The sequence below is a fragment of the Paraburkholderia sp. BGA-UO-ETr-F12 genome, assembly GCF_059567945.1.
Genome location: NZ_JCAQOZ010000067.1, coordinates 131503 through 149887, shown reverse-complemented (window position 1 = coordinate 149887; position 18385 = coordinate 131503). Strand labels below are relative to the sequence as shown.

The window sequence follows — 18385 nt, the reverse complement described above, 5'->3', positions numbered from 1 at the left end:
ATCCCACACAGCCCCGTGACCAAGGAGACATATCATGGCAGAAGCCGATAGGCCCGCAACAGAAGCGACCCAGAATCAGCAGGCAGCCGAGACGACCGATGGATTCCATCTCGTCATCGACGCGCTGAAACTGAACGAGATCAACACCATCTTCGGTCTTGTCGGTATTCCGATCACCGATCTCGCGCGGCTGGCTCAAGCGGAAGGGATGCGTTTCATCGGCTTTCGTCACGAACAGCACGCGGGCAACGCAGCGGCCATCAGCGGGTTCATGACGCAGAAGCCAGGGATCTGCCTGACCGTGTCGGCGCCGGGTTTTCTCAACGGCCTGACCGCGCTCGCCAACGCGACCACCAACTGCTTCCCGATGATCCTGATCAGCGGCTCGAGCGAGCGCGAGATCGTCGATTTGCAGCAGGGCGATTACGAGGAAATGGATCAGCTAAATGCGGCCAGGCCGTATGCGAAGGCCGCGTATCGCGTGCTGCATGCGGAGGACATCGGCATCGGCGTGGCGCGCGCGATCCGTGCCGCGGTGTCGGGCCGACCGGGCGGCGTGTATCTGGACTTGCCGGCCAAGCTGCTCGCGCAAACGATGGACGCCGTGAAGGCGCAGCAGTCGCTCGTCAAGGTCGTCGATGCCGCGCCGCGTCAGTTGCCGGCGCCGGAATCGGTGAAGCGCGCGATCGACGTACTGAAGAGCGCGAAGCGTCCGCTGATCCTGCTCGGCAAGGGCGCCGCCTACGCGCAGGCCGACGCGGAGATCCGCGCGTTCGTCGAGCAAAGCGGCATTCCGTATCTGCCGATGTCGATGGCCAAGGGGTTGTTGCCCGATACACACGAGCAGTCGGCGTCGGCGGCGCGCTCGTTTGTCCTGCAGGAAGCCGACGTCGTCGTGCTGATCGGCGCGCGTCTGAACTGGCTGCTCTCGCACGGCAAGGGCAAAACCTGGGGCGCGGCGCCGAAGCGATTCGTTCAGGTCGATATCTCGCCGACCGAGATCGACAGCAATGTGGCGATTGCGGCGCCGGTGATCGGCGATATCGGTTCGTGCGTGGCGGCCCTGCGCGCCGGCCTCGATGCGAGCTTCGCGAAACCGGGCGCGGAGTGGACCGGCGCGATCGCCGAGCGCAAGAGCAAGAATCTCGCGAAGATGGCGGCCACGCTCGACCAGAATCCGTCGCCGATGAACTTCCACAGCGCGTTGCGCGCGATCCGCGATGTGTTGAAGACACGCCCGGACATCAACGTCGTCAACGAAGGCGCCAACACGCTCGACTACGCGCGCAGCATCATCGATATGTACGAGCCGCGCAAGCGCTTCGATTCCGGCACGTGGGGAATCATGGGCATCGGCATGGGTTTCGCGATCGGCGCGGCGGTGACGAGCGGCAAACCGGTTGTCGCGATCGAAGGTGACAGTGCCTTCGGTTTCAGCGGCATGGAACTCGAAACCATCTGCCGCTACGACTTGCCGGTGTGCACCATCGTGTTCAACAACAACGGCGTGTATCGCGGCACCGACGTGAACCCCACCGGCGGCAAGGACGTCGCGCCGACCGTGTTCGTGAAGGGCGCGCGCTACGACAGGATGATCGAGGCATTCGGCGGTATCGGCTACCACGCCACCACCCCGGAAGAACTGACCAACGCATTGCTCGAAGCGATCGCGTCCGGCAAACCCAGCCTGATCAACGCCGTGATCGACGAAGCGGCCGGCACCGAAAGTGGCCGCCTGACCAATCTGAATCCGCAAAGCGCGGCGATGAAAAAGTAATCCAGCATAAACACGGAGATAGCAAAGTGACCAAACCTCTCGAAGGCATCAAGATCATCGACTTCACCCACGTTCAGGCCGGTCCTGCGTGCACCCAGTTGCTCGCCTGGTTCGGCGCCGACGTGATCAAGGTCGAACGGCCGGGTTCCGGCGACGTGACGCGCAATCAGCTACGCGACATTCCCGACGCCGACGCGCTCTACTTCACCATGCTCAACAGCAACAAGAAGTCGCTGACGTTGGACACGAAGAAGCCCGAAGGCAAGGAAATCCTCGAAAAGCTGGTTCGCGAATCCGATGTGCTGGTCGAGAATTTCGGACCTGGCGCGTTGGACCGGATGGGTTTTTCATGGGAACGCCTGAACGAACTCAACCCGAAGATGATCGTCGCTTCCGTCAAGGGTTTCAGCGACGGCCACCACTATGACGACCTGAAGGTCTACGAAAACGTCGCGCAATGCGCAGGCGGCGCGGCGTCCACTACCGGCTTCTGGGACGGTCCGCCGACCATCAGCGCGGCGGCGCTCGGCGACAGCAATACCGGCATGCATCTGGCGATCGGCATTCTTACTGCACTGATTGGACGCGACAAAACCGGCAAGGGCCAGAAGGTCGCCGTATCGATGCAGGACAGCGTGTTGAACCTGTGCCGCGTGAAACTGCGTGACCAGCAGCGGCTGGAGCGCGTGGGCTATCTCGAAGAGTATCCGCAGTATCCGCACGGCGAATTCAGCGACGTGGTGCCGCGCGGCGGCAACGCGGGCGGCGGCGGTCAGCCAGGCTGGGTGCTCAAGTGCAAGGGCTGGGAAACGGATCCGAATGCGTACATCTACTTCACGATCCAGGGCCATGCGTGGGAGCCGATCTGCAAGGCGCTCGGCAAACCTGAGTGGATCGACGACCCGGCCTACAAGACCGCTGAAGCACGTCAGCCGCATATCTTCGAGATCTTCGGCACCATCGAGGCATGGCTCGCCGACAAGACCAAATTCGAAGCGGTCGACATCCTGCGCAAGTTCGATATTCCGTGTGCACCGGTACTGACGATGAAGGAACTGGCCAACGATCCGTCATTGCGCGCAAGCGGTACCATCGTCGAAGTGCCGCACAAGAAACGCGGCGCCTATCTGACGGTTGGCAGTCCGATCAAGTTCTCGGACATGAAGCCGGAGGTCACCGCGTCGCCGCTGCTCGGTGAACATACGGACGAGGTGCTGGCAAGTCTCGGCTACAGCCAGCAGGATATTTTCAATCTGCGCGAAATCAAAGCGGTTTGAGCGTGCCACCCCGCGTGCCCGTGTGTATGCTCGGGCGTGCGGATACGGCGTCCTTCGCGGGCGCCGTATCCCATCCAGCGATCTGCGTTTTACATTCGGGGGAGGATCATGCAAACAGGCATCGACTTCGAGCAACTCGTCAAAGTGATCGGCGACGCGGTCATCATTTCAGATGCCGGCGGCAGCATCACATTCTGGAACCCCGCGGCAGAACGCATGTTCGGCTTTACGCAAAGCGAGGCGCTCGGACATTCGCTGGATCTGATCATTCCGGAACGTCTACGCGGCCGCCATTGGGACGGTTATCACAAGACCATGGCAACGGGCGAAACCCGTTACGGCAACGACGTGCTGCGCGTGCCTGCCATCCATAAAGACGGCCGGTCGCTCTCGATTGCCTTTACGGTTGCATTGCTGCATTCGCCGCAAAACGAACTCACCGGCATTGTTGCGGTGATCCGCGACGAAACCAGCCGCTTCCAGGAGGACCGCCTCCTGCGTAAGCGTCTCGCGGAACTGGAAACGTCCGTGCGCGCGTAAGCGCGTATCGCGGCAGCTCATCACGGCAGTTAATCCCACGCGGGCCCGACGGCTTGCCCATCAGACCCGGCAGATATTGCGCGGCCTGTCTGAGCAGCACGACATCGGGCGTAGCGGGCGCGTGGCATCCGGCCACTTCGGCGTCAGACGCTGGATCGGTCTGAACTCCCTTGTCAGTGCGATTCTGTCGGACGCTGCCGATCCGGTACGCGATTTTATATCATAATGAGATATAATTATGTCGGCCTATTCGTTCGTCTCGTAGGAATTTGGCTTTAAGGCGTGCTGCCGTCCTACGTGATACCCACCCACGTCCCTACTCGTCGCCCCTTGTCCCGTTACGCTCTTGTTCGCTGGTTTTCCAGCTTTGCCCCTCACCCTGTTGCCGTCCGGTGGCCGGAGCGCTTCAGATCGTGTCTCGGCGCATTGCTTGGCATCGCGTTCACCGGCGGCAGCATGCACGTCCTTCTCGGGTCGGCAGCCAACATTCCGCTCCTGGTAGCGCCCATGGGAGCGTCGGCCGTACTGCTATTCGCAGTGCCGGCCAGTCCGCTGGCGCAACCATGGTCCATCATCGGCGGCAATCTCGTTTCAGCGACGGTAGGGGTCGCCTGTGCAAGCTGGATCGCCGATCCAGTGGGCGCCGGCGCGCTGGCCGTCGCGCTGGCGATCTGCGCGATGTTCGCGTTGCGCTGCGTGCACCCGCCGTCGGGCGCGGTTGCCCTCACCGCGGTTCTGGGCGGCCCGGTCGTCCATGCTCTGGGCTATCGCTTCGTGCTCGAGCCGATCGCAATCCAGTCGGTCGCCCTGCTGGGCGCGGCCATCGCCTACCACGCAGCCACCGGGCATCGATACCCGCACGTCGCCCAGCGTTCGGTCAAAGGCGCGGCGGCCTCGACGGCAGCGGCGAGCGAAGGTTTCACACGTGCGGACCTGGAGTCCGTGCTGAGCAAGCGTGGAGAACTGCTCGACATCGGCACCGACGATCTGGAAACCCTGTTGCGCGACGTTCAGTTGCAGGCCTATGCCCGCACGTTCAATGAGCTGAGTTGCGCCGACATCATGTCGCGTTCGCTGGTCGCGGTGTCGGCAAACACGAGGGCGTCGGCGGCATGGAGCCTGCTGAAACAACGCAACATCAAGGCACTCCCGGTTACCGACGAGAAGCAGCACGTGATCGGCATCGTGACCCGCGCCGACCTTGTGGACAAACGCGCATTCAGCAAGGCGGCCGGTCTGTCGTCTCCGCTGCAACGCTGGTTCCGGCGCAGCATCACCCCGCCGCCGCTGGTCGGCGCCCTGATGAACGTCGACGTTCATACGGTCGACGCGACGACGCCGATCGTCGAACTCGTGCCCGTGTTCGCGAACTACGGGCACCACCATATCCCGGTTCTGGATGCGAATCGGCGGCTTGCCGGAATGATCACGCAGGCCGACCTTATTGCGGGTTTGTACCGGCAGGCTTACGTCCAGCGACGACACGCGGCGGCGTAGCACGATCACACACGGACAGCTGCGCCGAAACGCCGGCATAAATGTCACGTGACGACATAATCTGCGCTTTACCCATTTCCTCGCAAAGGCCGATGAAAACACTCACTCGCAACTTGACCAAGGCGGACTTCGAGCAGCTGTCGGAGTTTCGCTACCAGATGCGGCGCTTCGAGCGTTTTTCCGAGCAGGCCGCTCAGGGCGAAGGCATCACCCCGTTGCAGTACCTGCTGCTCCTGCATATCAAGGGGTATCCGGAACGCGACTGGGCGACCATCGGCGAGCTTGCGGAACGACTCCAGGCACAGCACCACGGCGTGGTCGCACTTGTGTCCCGCTGTGAGGGGCTCGATCTGGTCCGCAGAAAAATCAGTGAGACGGATCGGCGCCAGGTCGAGGTTCATTTGTTGAAAGCAGGCGAACTTGTGCTTGCCCGTCTTGCCGCGATGCACCGCGCCGAACTCAAGTCGCTCGAAGGCGCATTTAGCGTCCCCCGTATCGATTCATGAGTCAACGTGAGTCTCGATAGCTGTAAGCGCGATTTCTGTTCTTCTTCCAGCAGTTCTCGTTTGCGGACCGCTCGCCGGCGGCAATACGCAGGGTATCTTCCGGATGGTGTTCATTGCTGTGATCGGCGAACGCATCGGTGAGGACAGGTACGCGCATTTCCGTGCCCTTGCCAGATTGCGCGCGACGCAGTGTCGGTTCTATTTCCCACGCGCCACCGAGACCAGCTTTTTTACACGTCGCGCCATACTCACGAACAGGCTGTCGGATTTGCTCGCAGACGCCCGTCTGTGCGGCATGCGCTGGAGATCTTCCCAGTCCTCCTGCAACGCGCGCGCGTGATCGGCGGCGTCGAATGGCCATTCGACCACCACCGCTCTCAACACCGCCGCGCGCGGACCCGTTTCGGCGCTGTCTATGTACGCATTAATCGCCAACGCCTCCTGCTCGGCCGTTCGCTGGGAGTCGGCGACAATGAAGTCGTTAAGTCCTTCGATATGAACGCACCACAACCGTTCGCTCACTTCCTGTCTCCGTATTCAAGCCACCGCTCCTAGCCGCTCCCACTTCAAATCTGCAAAGCACGGGCCTTGGGTAGCTTCACTGAACTTCACATCGTTGTGTTCACCGTTCCATTCCATCACCTGAACGTTCTCGTCCGCATCGACGGTCACATCCCACCCTATGCATCGAGCAAAGGGAATTTTCCGATGCAGATCGAGGACCATCGCCACGCAATGCGCAAATGCCGGGATCGTCACACCGGAGAAACGAACGCCGGAATCGGGATGTTCTGCAATCGCACCCCAATCGTTCATGTAACCCACGCGACCCAGCTCACCACTAACCAGATCGACCGGCACGCAGATATCGTGATCGCCCTGAACGTGTGTGTCGTCCGCTCTTCCGAGCCGGAAAAAGCAGGCTCGAATAGAGATGCCTCCGGCATCGTCTACAACTGTCGTGAAGCGCAGCGTGGCAACCGGCTTTGACGCAAAAGCATTGAACACGCGATGCTGAGTGATGAACTTCTGAATCACACCATTGCCAAGCGATTTGATCACTTCGCGGTTGAAGTTCTTTCTGTCGAAGAGGTACACGCCCTTACCCTGGCCGGACCCGTCCAGCTTGAATACGATCCTGTCGCACTGCTCGAATACCATGCTCTCGAGAGCATGCTCCGGAATCACAACACTTCTGTCCGTGAAGAACAGGCCATTAGCGAAGTAAGCGATATCCGGAAACGCGTAGCTGTCGAAGATCAACCGCGATAACGGCTTCAACGCGGACAGCTTGCCGTACGAGCCTTTCATGCTGGGCACGACCACGCTGCCGTAATAGTTATCCGGAATCCACCCTTCCTTGAACGTTCCGTTGAACGCCGTGTAGACGCGCAGCCACGGTGCGTAGACGCCACTCCCAAATACATCGCGCGCGTAGGTGTCGGCGAGCTTCAGATGCGCCGGATCGGCCTTTCCGTACGTCCTCTCCAGAAACTCCAGCACGCGCCCTGCCTGGGCGCCATGATTCCGGTGGAATCTGAATTGCCCCGCCCTCTTTAACGATCGCCTGACCACGCGTTCCACGTCGAATGAGACCATCCCTACTCCCTGTACCGTATTACTGGGACCTCGATCTAAGCTCAGTAAGCGTTAGGATGATGAAGCCCCTTGAATACAGTCGCGAAAATGATCTTTACATCAAGTCTGAATGACCAGTTCCTGAGGTAATACAAATCGTGCGCGACACGGCCCTCCATTTTTTCGATGCGATCGGTTTCGCCGCGAAAGCCGTTAATCTGCGCCCATCCGGTAATGCCCGGTTTGATGCGGTAACGATGAATGTAGCCGGACACAATGTTCTGGTAGAGGTCGTCGTGCTCGAGCGCGTGAGGACGAGGCCCCACCACCGACATATCGCCGCGCAGCACATTGAAGAACTGCGGCAATTCATCGAGGCTCGTACGCCTAAGGAATCCACCCACTTTGGTAATGCGTGGGTCGCCACGAGTCGCCTGTTCGAGCACACCACGCTTCTGTTCATGCAGACGCATGGTGCGAAACTTGAAGATGGTGAAGACGCGGCCATCAGCCCCTTTACGACATTGCTTGAAAAATACCGGTCCGGGCGAACTCAACTTAACCGCAATCGCACAGGCAAGCAGAATAGGCGATACCGCGATCAACGCGCCCAGCGCGAAGAGACGGTCGAACAACTCCTTCTGCACCAATGCATTGGGCGGCAACGGCGACGCGGCGAGATTGATGGTCGGCACGCCCAGCAGGTCCGTGACACTGCCTTCAAACAACGCCAACGTGCGCACGTCGGGCATGAACCGTATATTGATCAGATCGTTGCGAAACTCATTGACCAGCTTGAGGATCGTGCGTTCCTCGGTCAATGGCAACGCCAGCCAGACTTCGCCGATCTGCCGTTCCCGAACGTATCGGGCAAAGCTTGCATGCTCTTTAAAGACCCGCACCGCCGTCGTGGCCGCCGCGGTGGTGTCAGCGCGCACGTTGTACAGCGCGTTAGGCCGAAACCCCGCAGCCGGATTCATCTCCATCTTGCGGATGATCTCGTCGCAATGATCGCCGCACGCCGCCACGGCCACCTGCTGCAAGTTCAGACCCGCATTGCGCGCCCGGCCAAGCAGCATGTGCGTCATCATGCGGCCGGCAATCATCAGGCCGCCGGATATGCCGGTCCAGTAGGCAAACCAGAGACGCGAGACAAAGTCGATTCGATGCAACGAGAACATCAGTGCCATTGCGCAGGCCTGCACGACCAGCCAGCCAAGCGCGACTTGCCCCACCAGCGCTCTTTTGGAGCGTCCCCGCCACGATTCATACACACCGAGCGCCGGAAACACAGCCAGTGAAAAAGCGGCGGCAAAAGCCACGAACGCAAAATAGAAACCTCGTTGAGACGCATCGTCGAAGCGGATCCTGGAGGCAACCAGTGCGCCGGTCAGAATCATCGCCACGTCGAATAGTCTTGCCAGTAAACCGGTAATCAATCGCATCACAGCCCCTTAGTACACGTACCCCGTTACCAGAGCTGATTCAACCGCACCGCCCGTACTTGTCGTCGAATCTGACGATATCGTCTTCGCCGAGATATGTTCCAGACTGAACCTCGATGATCTGAAGCGGAACGCAGCCGGGATTTTCCAGACGATGGCGTATGCCGAGTGGAATGTAGGTCGACTCGTTTTCGCCGAGAAGGAACTGCTCCTCGCCGCGCGTGACAAGCGCGGTGCCGCTCACGACCACCCAGTGCTCCGCGCGGTGGTGATGCATCTGCAACGACAGGCGCGCACCGGGCATGACGACAATGCGCTTCACCTGGAAACGGTCGCCATGATCGATCGAATCGTAGAAACCCCACGGCCGGCGCACCTTTCTGTGCGCGTCGGCTTCCGGAGACTTCTCGCGCTTGATGCGCGACACCAGCCCCTTGATGTCCTGCACATGCGACCGGTCCGCGACCAGCACCGCATCGTCGGTATCGACCACGATCATGTTGTTCGTGCCGACACACGCAACGAGTCGCCCTCCCTGCGAACGCGCATAAGTAGCGGTTGCGCCTTCGAACAGCACGCGCCCGTTGGACGCGTTGCCGCACTCGTCCTTTTCCATCGCCTGCCAGACCGCATCCCACGAGCCGAGATCCGACCAGCCCGCGTCGAGCGGCACCACGATCGCGCTGAAGGGCGAATCGGGTTTGGCGACGTGCTCCATCACCGCGTAATCGATCGAATCGGATGGCGAACGCAGGAACCCGGTAGCATCGGGAATGATGCATTCGTCCGTTTTCTTGGCGCCCTGGTACGCTTCGACACACGCCGCGTGGATCTCCGGCTGGAACCGCTCGATGACAGCCAGCCAGACAGACGAACGAACCACGAACATGCCGCTATTCCACCAGTAATTGCCAGATTCAATGTACTGCGCGGCAAGTTCCGCGGCCGGCTTCTCAACAAAACGTTCGATGCGATGCGCGCCATCCGGCAATACCTCGCCAAGGCGGATATAACCGAATCCCGTATCGGCCCGATCAGGCGGGATGCCCAGTGTAGCGATCTCGCCCTTCAGCGCATGACGTGCTGCGATGTCGATCGACTGATGGAGCGCATCCAGATTGGCAATGGCATGGTCCGCGGGCATGGCGACCAGGATGGCATCCTGCCCATCGGCACACGCCGCCAGTGCGGCAAGCGTAAGGGCCGGCGCCGTATCCCGGCGAGCCGGCTCGACGATAATGCGCGCGTTCACGCCAATTTCCCGGGCCTGTTCGTAAGTCGCGAAGTAGTGCTCCGCCCCGCACACGACGAGCGGATCCGCAGCGATCTCCCAGCTCGTACTGAAACCCGCCATTCGCCCCATCGTGGCCTGTAGCAAAGTCTGGTTACCGATCACGTCGATCAACTGCTTCGGAAACTGCTCGCGCGACACCGGCCACAGACGAGTACCCGATCCACCCGCGAGAATCACTTGCACGAGCGGTGGATAGTCCACCACAACCTGATCGATCGCTTCGCTGTCCAACTCGCCGGCAACTACCGTAACCTTGCTCATTTAAAGCTCCTTTACATTGAAACCAGCCGGCGGACGAAATCCTCACGTCCGCGCACAACGCGTTGCACCGTCAATCGCGCCGTTGGTTTCTTGTGTGATCAATGACAGGACGACTGTGTCAGACGGACAAAACCAATGGTTCAGTTAGCGGCGGTAAAGATGCCGCGCTGAACGTCAATCTGGCCCGACCGGAAAGCGTGGATAGACTTGCGGTTCGATCGCAACTGCATGTCGTTTCAAGCATCACGACACGCCCCGACTCCTACCGGCAAGCTAGCGCCACAGAGCAGTACTTGATGAGCTTCATCATAGTCAGACTACGCTGCACCACAGCATTTCTGGCGCGAACCGTTGAGGTTTTGGCCCAGGTCGTTGGACCTGTTTTTGCCAGCACGCTAACGAGTAGCTGATTTGCGTGTCTGATGAGACAAGCAGGTTGGAAATCAACTTATCGCCGTGATACCTTTGACGCGAACGAGTTGATGTTCTGGTACGCCATCCGCTATACGCCATCCATTTATCTGGAGCCGCAATGGCTTACATATCGTTACTCGCACTATTCCTGACAGTCACCAATCTGGTCCCCGTGAGTGCGGTCGGGTTGGTGCCGCTCGCTTTTTGTCCATGGCGTTTTTTTGGACGCAGCTACCCCGCGTTCATGACGCCGCTTACCGCTTTCACGCTTCTGGTCATCGTCTCTACACTGCTCTACGATCCGCGTTCATTTCTGGAATTTGATTTCTATCGGCGCGACGGTAATTTCTTCATTTCGTATGCACCCATTTTTGCCGGTTGCCTGTACACGCACCGCTGGGATCTGAATAAAGTTCTTCGCACATTCTTCGTGTTCGCCGTGGTGATCAATCTGCCGCCCTACGCTTACTACATCGTTCACAACGGCTTACTCAGCATCCTTGCAAATCCCGACAACAGCTTTGGCAGCTACTTCATTGCGCGAAATGCGGCAGGAGGCTTCTTCGCCATGCTGTTGTGCCTCGGCATCGCATGCTATCTGCACAGGCGCAGCAAGCTGCTGCTGGCCCTGCTAGCCGCCAATGCACTGATGCTGTTCTCCACCTATAGCCGAGGTTCGTTGCTGGGTGTTCTTGTCGTTCTTCCCTACCTCTATTTCGGCCGCAAGCGCTGGATGCTGGCAACGCTGATCGCCGGCCTTATCGCGGGCTCCATTGGGATGGCGATCTACCATACGGACCCGCGGGTCGACTATATGGGGTACACCTTCACAATCGAGAATCAGGATGCCAAGGTCGCCAATCTGGATATCCGCTATGAATGGCTATGGCCGCGGGCGCTGACGTACTTCGAGCAGAGTCCGCTCGTAGGGTTGGGTTTTGGCTCGTTCGACGACCATATCGGCAACGTGACGAATTATTTTCACCTGGTGGGTATCGCGTCAGACAAGATCATCGAGCATAGCGACTCGCACGCTCACAACTCCTACCTGAACATTCTTGCGGAGCTCGGCGTAGTGGGACTTGCCCTGATGCTGGGCTTCTACTGGAGACTGATTGAGTGGTGCAAACACGGCGCGGCCGCCGCTGCACTATTTGGTGGCGGACAGAACTTCGCCGCCTTCAGGTTCGTTGAAATTTCATCCGTTTGCCTACTTGTCATGGCAGCGACCGAACATCGTCTGGTCTCGCCATCGAATGTGCTGATCCTTGCGCTAGTCATTTCCCTGTTGCTGGCCGCGCGATCAGTCAACAATGCCGCGATCGATCATCTTCAGCAGAAGTCAAAAGAGCACGCGCTGCTCTGATTGCTGGCGGGCGTCGGCGAACTCCGTCCTAGATCAGATTCGCCGGCGCACACATTCGTACTCACGACACCACATCAGCATGCTGGCGCTGATTGACAGGCAGTTGCTGGCTCGCCACCGGATACGGCAGGAAGTGTTCGAGTCCTCCGTATGGGAGTCGTGAGTCGATAAAGCTGGTTAGCGCCGTCTTGAAGTTCTCCGACGAAAAGCGCTCTGCGTTTCTACGGCACGCCCGCGGATCGAACAGGCCGGCGTTGCGCTCAAACCGGCCTACCGCGGCCAGCAATGACTCTGGCGTCTGTTCCCCGAAGAACACGCCCGTGGGCCGCTCAAGTGGCAGGCCGATAACGGATTCGAGCGCACCGCCTCTGCCGAATGCGATCACCGGCGTTCCGCATGCCTGCGCCTCCACAACCGAAATACCGAAGTCTTCTTCTGCAGCAAACACGAACGCACGCGCGCGCCTTAAATGATCGACCAGCGTATCGAACGGTTGATGACCCAGGATCGTGACGTTCTCGCCGGCCGCCGCCCTGATCTTCTTCATCTCGGGGCCGTCGCCAATGACGACAAGACGGCGCTCAGGTGTCTGTGAAAAGGCCCGCACGATCAGATCGATGCGCTTATACGGCACCATGCGCGAGGCCGTCACGTAGAAATCGTCCTTCTGCGTGCATATCGTCATGTTCGCCAGATCGACCGGCGGGTAAATGACGGTGGCTTCACGCTGGTAAGTTTTCTTGATCCGCCGGGCGATGAAATGCGAATTCGCCAACAGATGATCCACGCCATTGGCCGAGCGCGAATCCCATCCACGGATGTAGTGAAGCAGCACGCGCGCCATGATGGATTTGATGCCGGTGTTCAGATGAGACTCGTTGAGGTACTGGTGTTGCAGATCCCACGCGTAACGAATCGGCGAATGTACGTAACTGACGTGGACCTGGTTCGGTCCGGTCAGCACCCCTTTCGCCACCGCGTGCGAGCTGGAAATGACGAGATCGTAGCCAGACAGGTCGATCTGTTCGATCGCGATCGGCATCAACGGCAGGTATGCACGGTAGCGTTTGCGCGCCAAAGGCATCCTCTGGATAAAGGAGGTTGTGACGGATTTCCCCTTCACGCAGTCGCGGTCCTCCAGAAAATCGACAACCGAAAAGATATCCGCTTTCGGGAAGCATTCGATGATGTTCTTCAGCACCTTTTCCGCGCCGCCCGAAACCACCAACCAATCGTGAACAATAGCGACTTTCACTTCAACCTCCCGTGAGAATGCGACTGACCTCTGTGCTTTTTCCACCACCGGCTTTACTCGTCCTTCGCTGCACGCGTCTGCGGTCGAAAACCGCATGCAACCCGAACCATGCCCAACGCCCGCTCGCCTCCCGGTACGAGCCCAACCAGCTCGAGGCGAATCACCACTACCATCAACATGACCGATAGCATCGCCTCGCCGATCACGCGGGCAAGCGCGATACCCGTGGCACCGTATCGGGGCGCAAGAATGAGCGCCGCAGCCAGATTGATCAAACCCGACGCAATGCCAACGCCTGCAAGCAGACGATCCTTCCTGCGCGGCACGAACACATAGCCCGCCACGAACTCGTTAAAGGCAGCGAATGGGAACATCCACGCAAAGATCTGCAGAACGTGTGCGCTGGGTTCAAAGGAGGCGCCAAGAATCAAAGGCAGCACAAAGGGCGACAAAGCTAGCGCGCCGCAGAAGATCAGCAGTCCGTATCCCATCAGCAAGGTCGCGCCGCGCCGGGTCGTTTCGTGCGCGCCTTGCATGTCGCCCTGTGCGAGCTGCCGTGTGATGGTGGGAATGAACACCTGCGCGGCCGGCCCCATCAGCGCGAGAGCGATCGTCGCGAAGCGTTCAGCCGCGCCGAAATAGCCGACCTGGTCGGGCGTGGACAACAGCGTCAACAGGTAAGTGGACGACGCCGTGAATACGACCGACCCGGACGAGTAAAGAAACAGCATCGTCGAGTTGCGCACGAGGGGAACGATGCCTGCCAGCCTGATACGCGGCCAACCCAGCTGGTAGATCGTCAAACCATAGGAGACGATCGTGGACACCACACCGGCAATCAGAAGGCTTGCCAGCACCCATACCGCATCATCGGGTCCTCTTACGAGGCTCAAGACCAGTACAAGGCTCAGGAGAAAGCCGAGCACTTCGATAATGATCGGCGTTCGAAACTGATGACGCCCCTGAAACAGCCAACCGAGATTCATCCCCGACACGATTCCGAGCAGCGTAGCCAATACGCCGATCAGAGGACGCTCGGACAGGATCGGTGAACACATCGTCGCAATCAGGCCGATGGTCCCTCCCACCACACCATGCACAATGCGCGCGCTCACATGCAGCGAGAAGATGTCGTTGCATTCTTCATTCGATTGCGCTTTCGACACGTCACGCATGCCGACCGGGCTAAAACCGTAATTGACGAGCATCCATATCACGTTCATCAACGACATCGACGCCAGTACCCGGCCGTAGCCGGCTACGCCGAGCATCCTTCCGTAGAACGGCACCACGATAATGAGGTACACATACCTCATCAGATAACCGCCGTAGACAAACCCGATAATCCGAACGCTCTTTCGTTTATCCATGCCGTTCTCCGTGCTGGCGTTTGCGGACTTCAACGCCCCACCGCGCGACGGCGGGCAAGCGGGTTGGCGATATACCGCACCACGAAGTCAGAAAGCGGCGAGTAAGGGACCAGACACAGGCTTGACAGAACAAGCGTGCCGAGTTTCTTCTTGAGACTCCAGAAGGGATTCGCGACGATGGTGTGCAAATAGTGCCCCGAATCGCGCAACATCCAACGCCACCGCGTTGGCAGCGTCGCCCGGTAAACGCTTGAGCAGAACCGGGTCTTTTCGAGTGCGAAGTCGTAAAATGTCGGTGCAAGCTCCACCTGGAGTCGAACCCTTGCGACATCACGCAATATTGCCCATCTCAGGTTGACGGCTTCCGGCGCTTTGTTGAGCTGCTCCGAGTTGGCGAACGACACCGTCTCGCCGCCCGCGTTGTGCACGCGATATCCCCCCAAAGACTTTCGCACCGCGGCGACACGACCCACCAGCGCCACACCGTAAATCGCGTAGAAGTCCGCACCGTAGCGATTGATGCCCGCCTCCGGAACCGGAAAAATGCGTCTGAGCGCGTTCACGCTGTATGCATTGCCGGATGCGGGCGGCGACGGATATAGCCAGCCGCCCAGCAGCAACTTCCCGCAATCGGCGGGCGGATCGACGTGCGGCACATAGGCGCCTGTCGAGGCGCCCGTGCCGTCCATGACGTCCAGACGAAACTGCACCTTGACCCAATCGCCGGTCGCAAAGATCCGCATCACTTCAGAAACCGCGCCCGGATACAGCACGTCGTCGGAGTCGAGGAAAATCACATAGTCCGTTTCGAGCACCTGAATCGCATGGTTGTAAGCGGACACCTGGCCGCCGTTTTCCTTAAGTATCGAAGAGATCCGCGTCCCGAACGTCTCGATGATCGCGCGCGACCCGTCGGTCGAACCATCGTCGATCACCAGCACGCGCGTCGCCGGATAGTCCTGCCCGAGAGCCGACTCGATCGCCGTGGCGAGATAGTTCTGGTAGTTGTAGTTGCAGATCACGACAGTGACATGGTTCATGATGTGTCGACGCTACCCAAAGGTTCGATCAGCCGAAATTCGACGACCGTGAAACGATCGATGCATGCTGCAAGTATTCGGATTCGCACGAGTTGAACATCGCCTGTATTGATCCGGTTCAGTTAAGCGACCCCACGAACAACGACATAGGCAAGATGCCTGGGCGGTTTGTTGTCAGCCCCGTTGACTCGATCGGGCACCTTGAAGCGGATTTTCAGGGCCTGCTCGTCCCACGCCAGCGCAACATTGTCCTGAGCACTCGACGTGCCGCTCAGCGCGTCGATGAACTCCACCCGTGCATTGCCTGAGGCAAGCGGTTTGAGTCCTGCCACCGCGACGCTTTGCCAGCCCGGTGCCGCACTGACCTGCATCACGACATCATGGCCGGAGAGCAATGCACTTCCAGAGGCCCCCGGATCGAATTGCAACGGCCTGGTAAAGCTTGCCAGCGATCCGTTCGCTGTCTGATTCAGGACTACGAGGCTTCGCCCGGATACGTTGTACGTCCGTCTAGGCGGTCCGCGATGCGTCAGACGGAACGGCTCGTAACCATCCCAGTGGTAAATCATCGACAGATACTTGTTCGGGTCGTCCCAGTTTCTATCGAGTGCCCAAACGGCGAAGTCGAAGAAATAGCGCGGTAAATAGTGCGGGTCCTTCATGTACTCGTCACCGATCTCCGTTTGCCAGATGCCGCGCGCGGGACCGTTCCTGACGTATTGCTGATACAGGGAATCCAGATCGGCAACAGGGAGATAATGCGTATCGATGTAATCGACCCAATCCAGCATCCGCTCCTTCAACACCGGGCTCCTGTACTCGAGCCATGTTCTGAAGTTGTCGAGACCGCCCTGATCCGGCCAGCCGCCGTAAACCACGTACGCGTGATACTTGCGGATGATGCGGGCCGCCGGGATATGGATGCGCTCGACGTAGTCCTGCATGGCCCGCGCGTAAGGCTTCGAACTCTTTACGTTGCCGTCGGCATCCGGGCCATGCCAGAAAGTCGCCTGGGCCAGTCCGCCCGACAATCTGCCCGCGGCCTCATTCCAGACCTGAAAATAGCGCAGGTTATAAGGTGGCGCGGAATAAGTGCGAACTACGGCTTCGACATACCGTTCCCACACGTCCACATCCACCGGCGCCGAGTTGCCGTCGCCCGGCACGGTCGCGTTCCATCCCGGCGTATAGCCGAGCAGCAGGAGCGAGCCGATCCCGTTGCGGTCGTTGGCGATCAACGCCGGCGGGAGTTCGGCGTCGAACGCCGAACTGGTCTTGTCGATGCGCATGACGTCTTCCGGCCCATCCGCCTGCCCCGGACCTACCGAGCCTCGCCCCCAACTGATGCCCATTGCGCGCCACATCTGCACGTCGCTGGGCGCACCTGCCCAGCCATTGGAACCGATCAACTCCGACATTCTCCGGCCACGCAGACCTTGCGATCGCGACCCGGGCGAGAACGGCGGCGCGGTCTTGCCACGCGCGAGCGGCGTTCCCGTTGCGGCGAGCGCGGCGAGTATGCGCAACGCCCGTCGTCTGCCGGCGATGCTGGTGACCCGGGTGATTCGTCTGGCTACAACCATGGGCTAGCTCGCCGATGCGCTGGGCGCCAGTTCCGGCAACGGTGCGCCGGCGTGACCGTAGAGAATCTGCAGCACCTGTCGCGCCGAGTGTTCCCAGCGGAACTCGCGTGCATGAGCCATGCCTCTGTTCCGGTAGTGCTGCCGCAAATCCGCATCGTCCATCATCTGGGATATCTTCGCCGCGATATCGTCCGCCGATGTCGCATCGCAGTACATGGCGGCATCGCCGCATGCTTCCGGAATCGAGGTCCGCGAAGAAGCAATCACCGGGCAGCCGCAGTACATCGCTTCGAGCGGCGGCAGTCCGAATCCTTCATATAGGGAGGGAAAAACGAGGCAGGCGGCATTCTCATACAACGACTTCAACTCGCCATCCGACACGAAGCCCGCCCACACAATCTGGCTGGAATCGGTCCGCAGCGCCCTTTCCTCGCTACTGAAGATACGTCTGTTGCGGCCGCCAACAATGACGAACTTCACGTCATTCAGATGCCCGAGCTTATCGATCGCTTCCAGAACACGTTGCAGATTCTTTCGTGGATCGAGGCTGCCCACGATCACGCAGTACGCGTCTTTCGCAAGTTCCAGACGCGCCATGACCGCAGGATCCGATACGATCCGATCCAGATGATCCGCGCCAGGCGTGATAACCGTGACACGCGATTCATCGACCTTCAGGTGATGGCAGATCCGCATCTTCGAATAGGCAGAGACCGTCAGAAGCACGGGCCCCATGTGCCGCAGCATGCCGAAACAAACGCGATACCAGAGCCGGAACTTACGGGAAAAGCCTTGTGGCACGTCGTAGATCGCCATGTCGTGAACCATGACGATTTGCCCGCGCTTGAGAAGCGGATTGGTATTGCACAGATTGAGAAGCGTCCTGCCCCGCGCCGCGACAGGCAGCGTGATCTGCTCCCAAAGCGTGCCGCGCAGCCATGGAAAGCAGCGTTTCCGCTTGAGCTGCGTGCCCGGCTCGACAGCGTTCCGAGGCACAAAAACTTCCAGTTCGTTTCCAGGCGTTGCGCTCATCTGCATGGCCCGCGTGAGTTCGTACGCCACACGCTGAACACCGGTGACTGCCTGCGAAGTGAACTTTCCGTTAATTGCAAAGGCCATCGGCTTCTCCGTTTGACGGTGCCACAAACCATCTGACCGCAGGCTTCCCGCGGCCGGTACCTC

General features: G+C 59.6%; 15 protein-coding genes. 6 read left to right on the top strand and 9 right to left on the bottom strand.

Features of this window, described 5'->3' with window-relative positions; all coding sequences use genetic code 11:
* The first annotated feature begins 34 nt into the window (after positions 1 to 34).
* From oxc to AC57B6_RS37180, 5 genes are all read left to right on the top strand, one after another.
* Positions 35 to 1777 carry an oxalyl-CoA decarboxylase gene (oxc, locus tag AC57B6_RS37200; RefSeq protein WP_178370767.1) on the top strand — a complete coding sequence of 581 codons (1743 nt, stop codon included), beginning with the start codon at positions 35 to 37 and terminating at the stop codon, positions 1775 to 1777.
* A gap of 26 nt (positions 1778 to 1803) precedes the next feature.
* Positions 1804 to 3054, top strand: coding sequence for a formyl-CoA transferase (frc, locus tag AC57B6_RS37195; RefSeq protein ID WP_028195267.1), 1251 nt, complete (start codon positions 1804 to 1806; stop codon positions 3052 to 3054).
* A gap of 108 nt (positions 3055 to 3162) precedes the next feature.
* The gene (locus tag AC57B6_RS37190; RefSeq protein ID WP_144192220.1) at positions 3163 to 3594 is read left to right on the top strand and encodes a PAS domain-containing protein; all 432 of its coding nucleotides are present in this window, start codon (positions 3163 to 3165) and stop codon (positions 3592 to 3594) included.
* A gap of 330 nt (positions 3595 to 3924) precedes the next feature.
* Complete coding sequence (locus tag AC57B6_RS37185) at positions 3925 to 5091, top strand: HPP family protein (RefSeq protein WP_444513997.1); 1167 nt, start codon at positions 3925 to 3927, stop codon at positions 5089 to 5091.
* A 92-nt stretch (positions 5092 to 5183) separates the two neighbouring features.
* A complete protein-coding gene (locus AC57B6_RS37180; RefSeq protein ID WP_496423312.1) occupies positions 5184 to 5597 on the top strand; it encodes a MarR family winged helix-turn-helix transcriptional regulator in 414 nt (137 codons plus the stop codon).
* 198 nt (positions 5598 to 5795) lie between these two features.
* Here the strand turns inward: AC57B6_RS37180 and AC57B6_RS37175 are convergent, their stop codons facing one another.
* Genes AC57B6_RS37175 through AC57B6_RS37160 form a run of 4 tightly spaced genes read right to left on the bottom strand, consistent with a single transcriptional unit; the run spans position 5796 to position 10175 of the window.
* On the bottom strand, positions 5796 to 6119 hold the full coding sequence (locus AC57B6_RS37175) for a hypothetical protein (protein WP_028195271.1): 324 nt from the start codon (positions 6117 to 6119) through the stop codon (positions 5796 to 5798).
* Positions 6120 to 6134: 15 nt separating this feature from the next.
* The gene (locus AC57B6_RS37170; protein WP_496423206.1) at positions 6135 to 7196 is read right to left on the bottom strand and encodes a sugar-transfer associated ATP-grasp domain-containing protein; all 1062 of its coding nucleotides are present in this window, start codon (positions 7194 to 7196) and stop codon (positions 6135 to 6137) included.
* 41 nt (positions 7197 to 7237) lie between these two features.
* Positions 7238 to 8620, bottom strand: coding sequence for an undecaprenyl-phosphate glucose phosphotransferase (locus AC57B6_RS37165; protein WP_028195273.1), 1383 nt, complete (start codon positions 8618 to 8620; stop codon positions 7238 to 7240).
* Positions 8621 to 8660: 40 nt separating this feature from the next.
* On the bottom strand, positions 8661 to 10175 hold the full coding sequence (locus AC57B6_RS37160) for a mannose-1-phosphate guanylyltransferase/mannose-6-phosphate isomerase (RefSeq protein WP_216751416.1): 1515 nt from the start codon (positions 10173 to 10175) through the stop codon (positions 8661 to 8663).
* Between the two features lie 532 nt (positions 10176 to 10707).
* Here AC57B6_RS37160 and AC57B6_RS37155 point away from each other — a divergent pair.
* Positions 10708 to 11955 carry an O-antigen ligase family protein gene (locus AC57B6_RS37155; protein ID WP_046572345.1) on the top strand — a complete coding sequence of 416 codons (1248 nt, stop codon included), beginning with the start codon at positions 10708 to 10710 and terminating at the stop codon, positions 11953 to 11955.
* A 61-nt stretch (positions 11956 to 12016) separates the two neighbouring features.
* Here AC57B6_RS37155 and AC57B6_RS37150 read toward each other — a convergent pair whose 3' ends face one another.
* From AC57B6_RS37150 to AC57B6_RS37130, 5 genes are all read right to left on the bottom strand, one after another.
* Complete coding sequence (locus AC57B6_RS37150) at positions 12017 to 13210, bottom strand: glycosyltransferase family 4 protein (protein WP_496423205.1); 1194 nt, start codon at positions 13208 to 13210, stop codon at positions 12017 to 12019.
* Between the two features lie 53 nt (positions 13211 to 13263).
* The gene (locus AC57B6_RS37145; protein WP_496423204.1) at positions 13264 to 14580 is read right to left on the bottom strand and encodes a lipopolysaccharide biosynthesis protein; all 1317 of its coding nucleotides are present in this window, start codon (positions 14578 to 14580) and stop codon (positions 13264 to 13266) included.
* A gap of 29 nt (positions 14581 to 14609) precedes the next feature.
* Complete coding sequence (locus AC57B6_RS37140) at positions 14610 to 15620, bottom strand: glycosyltransferase family 2 protein (protein ID WP_496423203.1); 1011 nt, start codon at positions 15618 to 15620, stop codon at positions 14610 to 14612.
* A 122-nt stretch (positions 15621 to 15742) separates the two neighbouring features.
* Positions 15743 to 17203 (bottom strand): hypothetical protein, encoded by a 1461-nt coding sequence (locus AC57B6_RS37135; protein ID WP_496423202.1) that lies wholly within the window; start codon positions 17201 to 17203, stop codon positions 15743 to 15745.
* A 3-nt stretch (positions 17204 to 17206) separates the two neighbouring features.
* Complete coding sequence (locus tag AC57B6_RS37130) at positions 17207 to 18322, bottom strand: glycosyltransferase family 4 protein (protein WP_028195280.1); 1116 nt, start codon at positions 18320 to 18322, stop codon at positions 17207 to 17209.
* Positions 18323 to 18385: the final 63 nt, after the last annotated feature.

Excerpts from the sequence above, each read along its gene's own strand:
- AC57B6_RS37155 (WP_046572345.1), top strand. The coding sequence starts at position 10,708 with ATGGCTTACATATCGTTACTCGCACTATTCCTGACAGTCACCAATCTG.
- AC57B6_RS37145 (WP_496423204.1), bottom strand. The coding sequence starts at position 14,580 with ATGGATAAACGAAAGAGCGTTCGGATTATCGGGTTTGTCTACGGCGGT.
- AC57B6_RS37130 (WP_028195280.1), bottom strand. The coding sequence starts at position 18,322 with ATGGCCTTTGCAATTAACGGAAAGTTCACTTCGCAGGCAGTCACCGGT.
- AC57B6_RS37135 (WP_496423202.1), bottom strand. The coding sequence starts at position 17,203 with ATGGTTGTAGCCAGACGAATCACCCGGGTCACCAGCATCGCCGGCAGA.
- AC57B6_RS37165 (WP_028195273.1), bottom strand. The coding sequence starts at position 8,620 with ATGCGATTGATTACCGGTTTACTGGCAAGACTATTCGACGTGGCGATG.
- AC57B6_RS37180 (WP_496423312.1), top strand. The coding sequence starts at position 5,184 with ATGAAAACACTCACTCGCAACTTGACCAAGGCGGACTTCGAGCAGCTG.
- AC57B6_RS37170 (WP_496423206.1), bottom strand. The coding sequence starts at position 7,196 with ATGGTCTCATTCGACGTGGAACGCGTGGTCAGGCGATCGTTAAAGAGG.
- AC57B6_RS37160 (WP_216751416.1), bottom strand. The coding sequence starts at position 10,175 with ATGAGCAAGGTTACGGTAGTTGCCGGCGAGTTGGACAGCGAAGCGATC.
- oxc (WP_178370767.1), top strand. The coding sequence starts at position 35 with ATGGCAGAAGCCGATAGGCCCGCAACAGAAGCGACCCAGAATCAGCAG.
- AC57B6_RS37140 (WP_496423203.1), bottom strand. The coding sequence starts at position 15,620 with ATGAACCATGTCACTGTCGTGATCTGCAACTACAACTACCAGAACTAT.
- AC57B6_RS37190 (WP_144192220.1), top strand. The coding sequence starts at position 3,163 with ATGCAAACAGGCATCGACTTCGAGCAACTCGTCAAAGTGATCGGCGAC.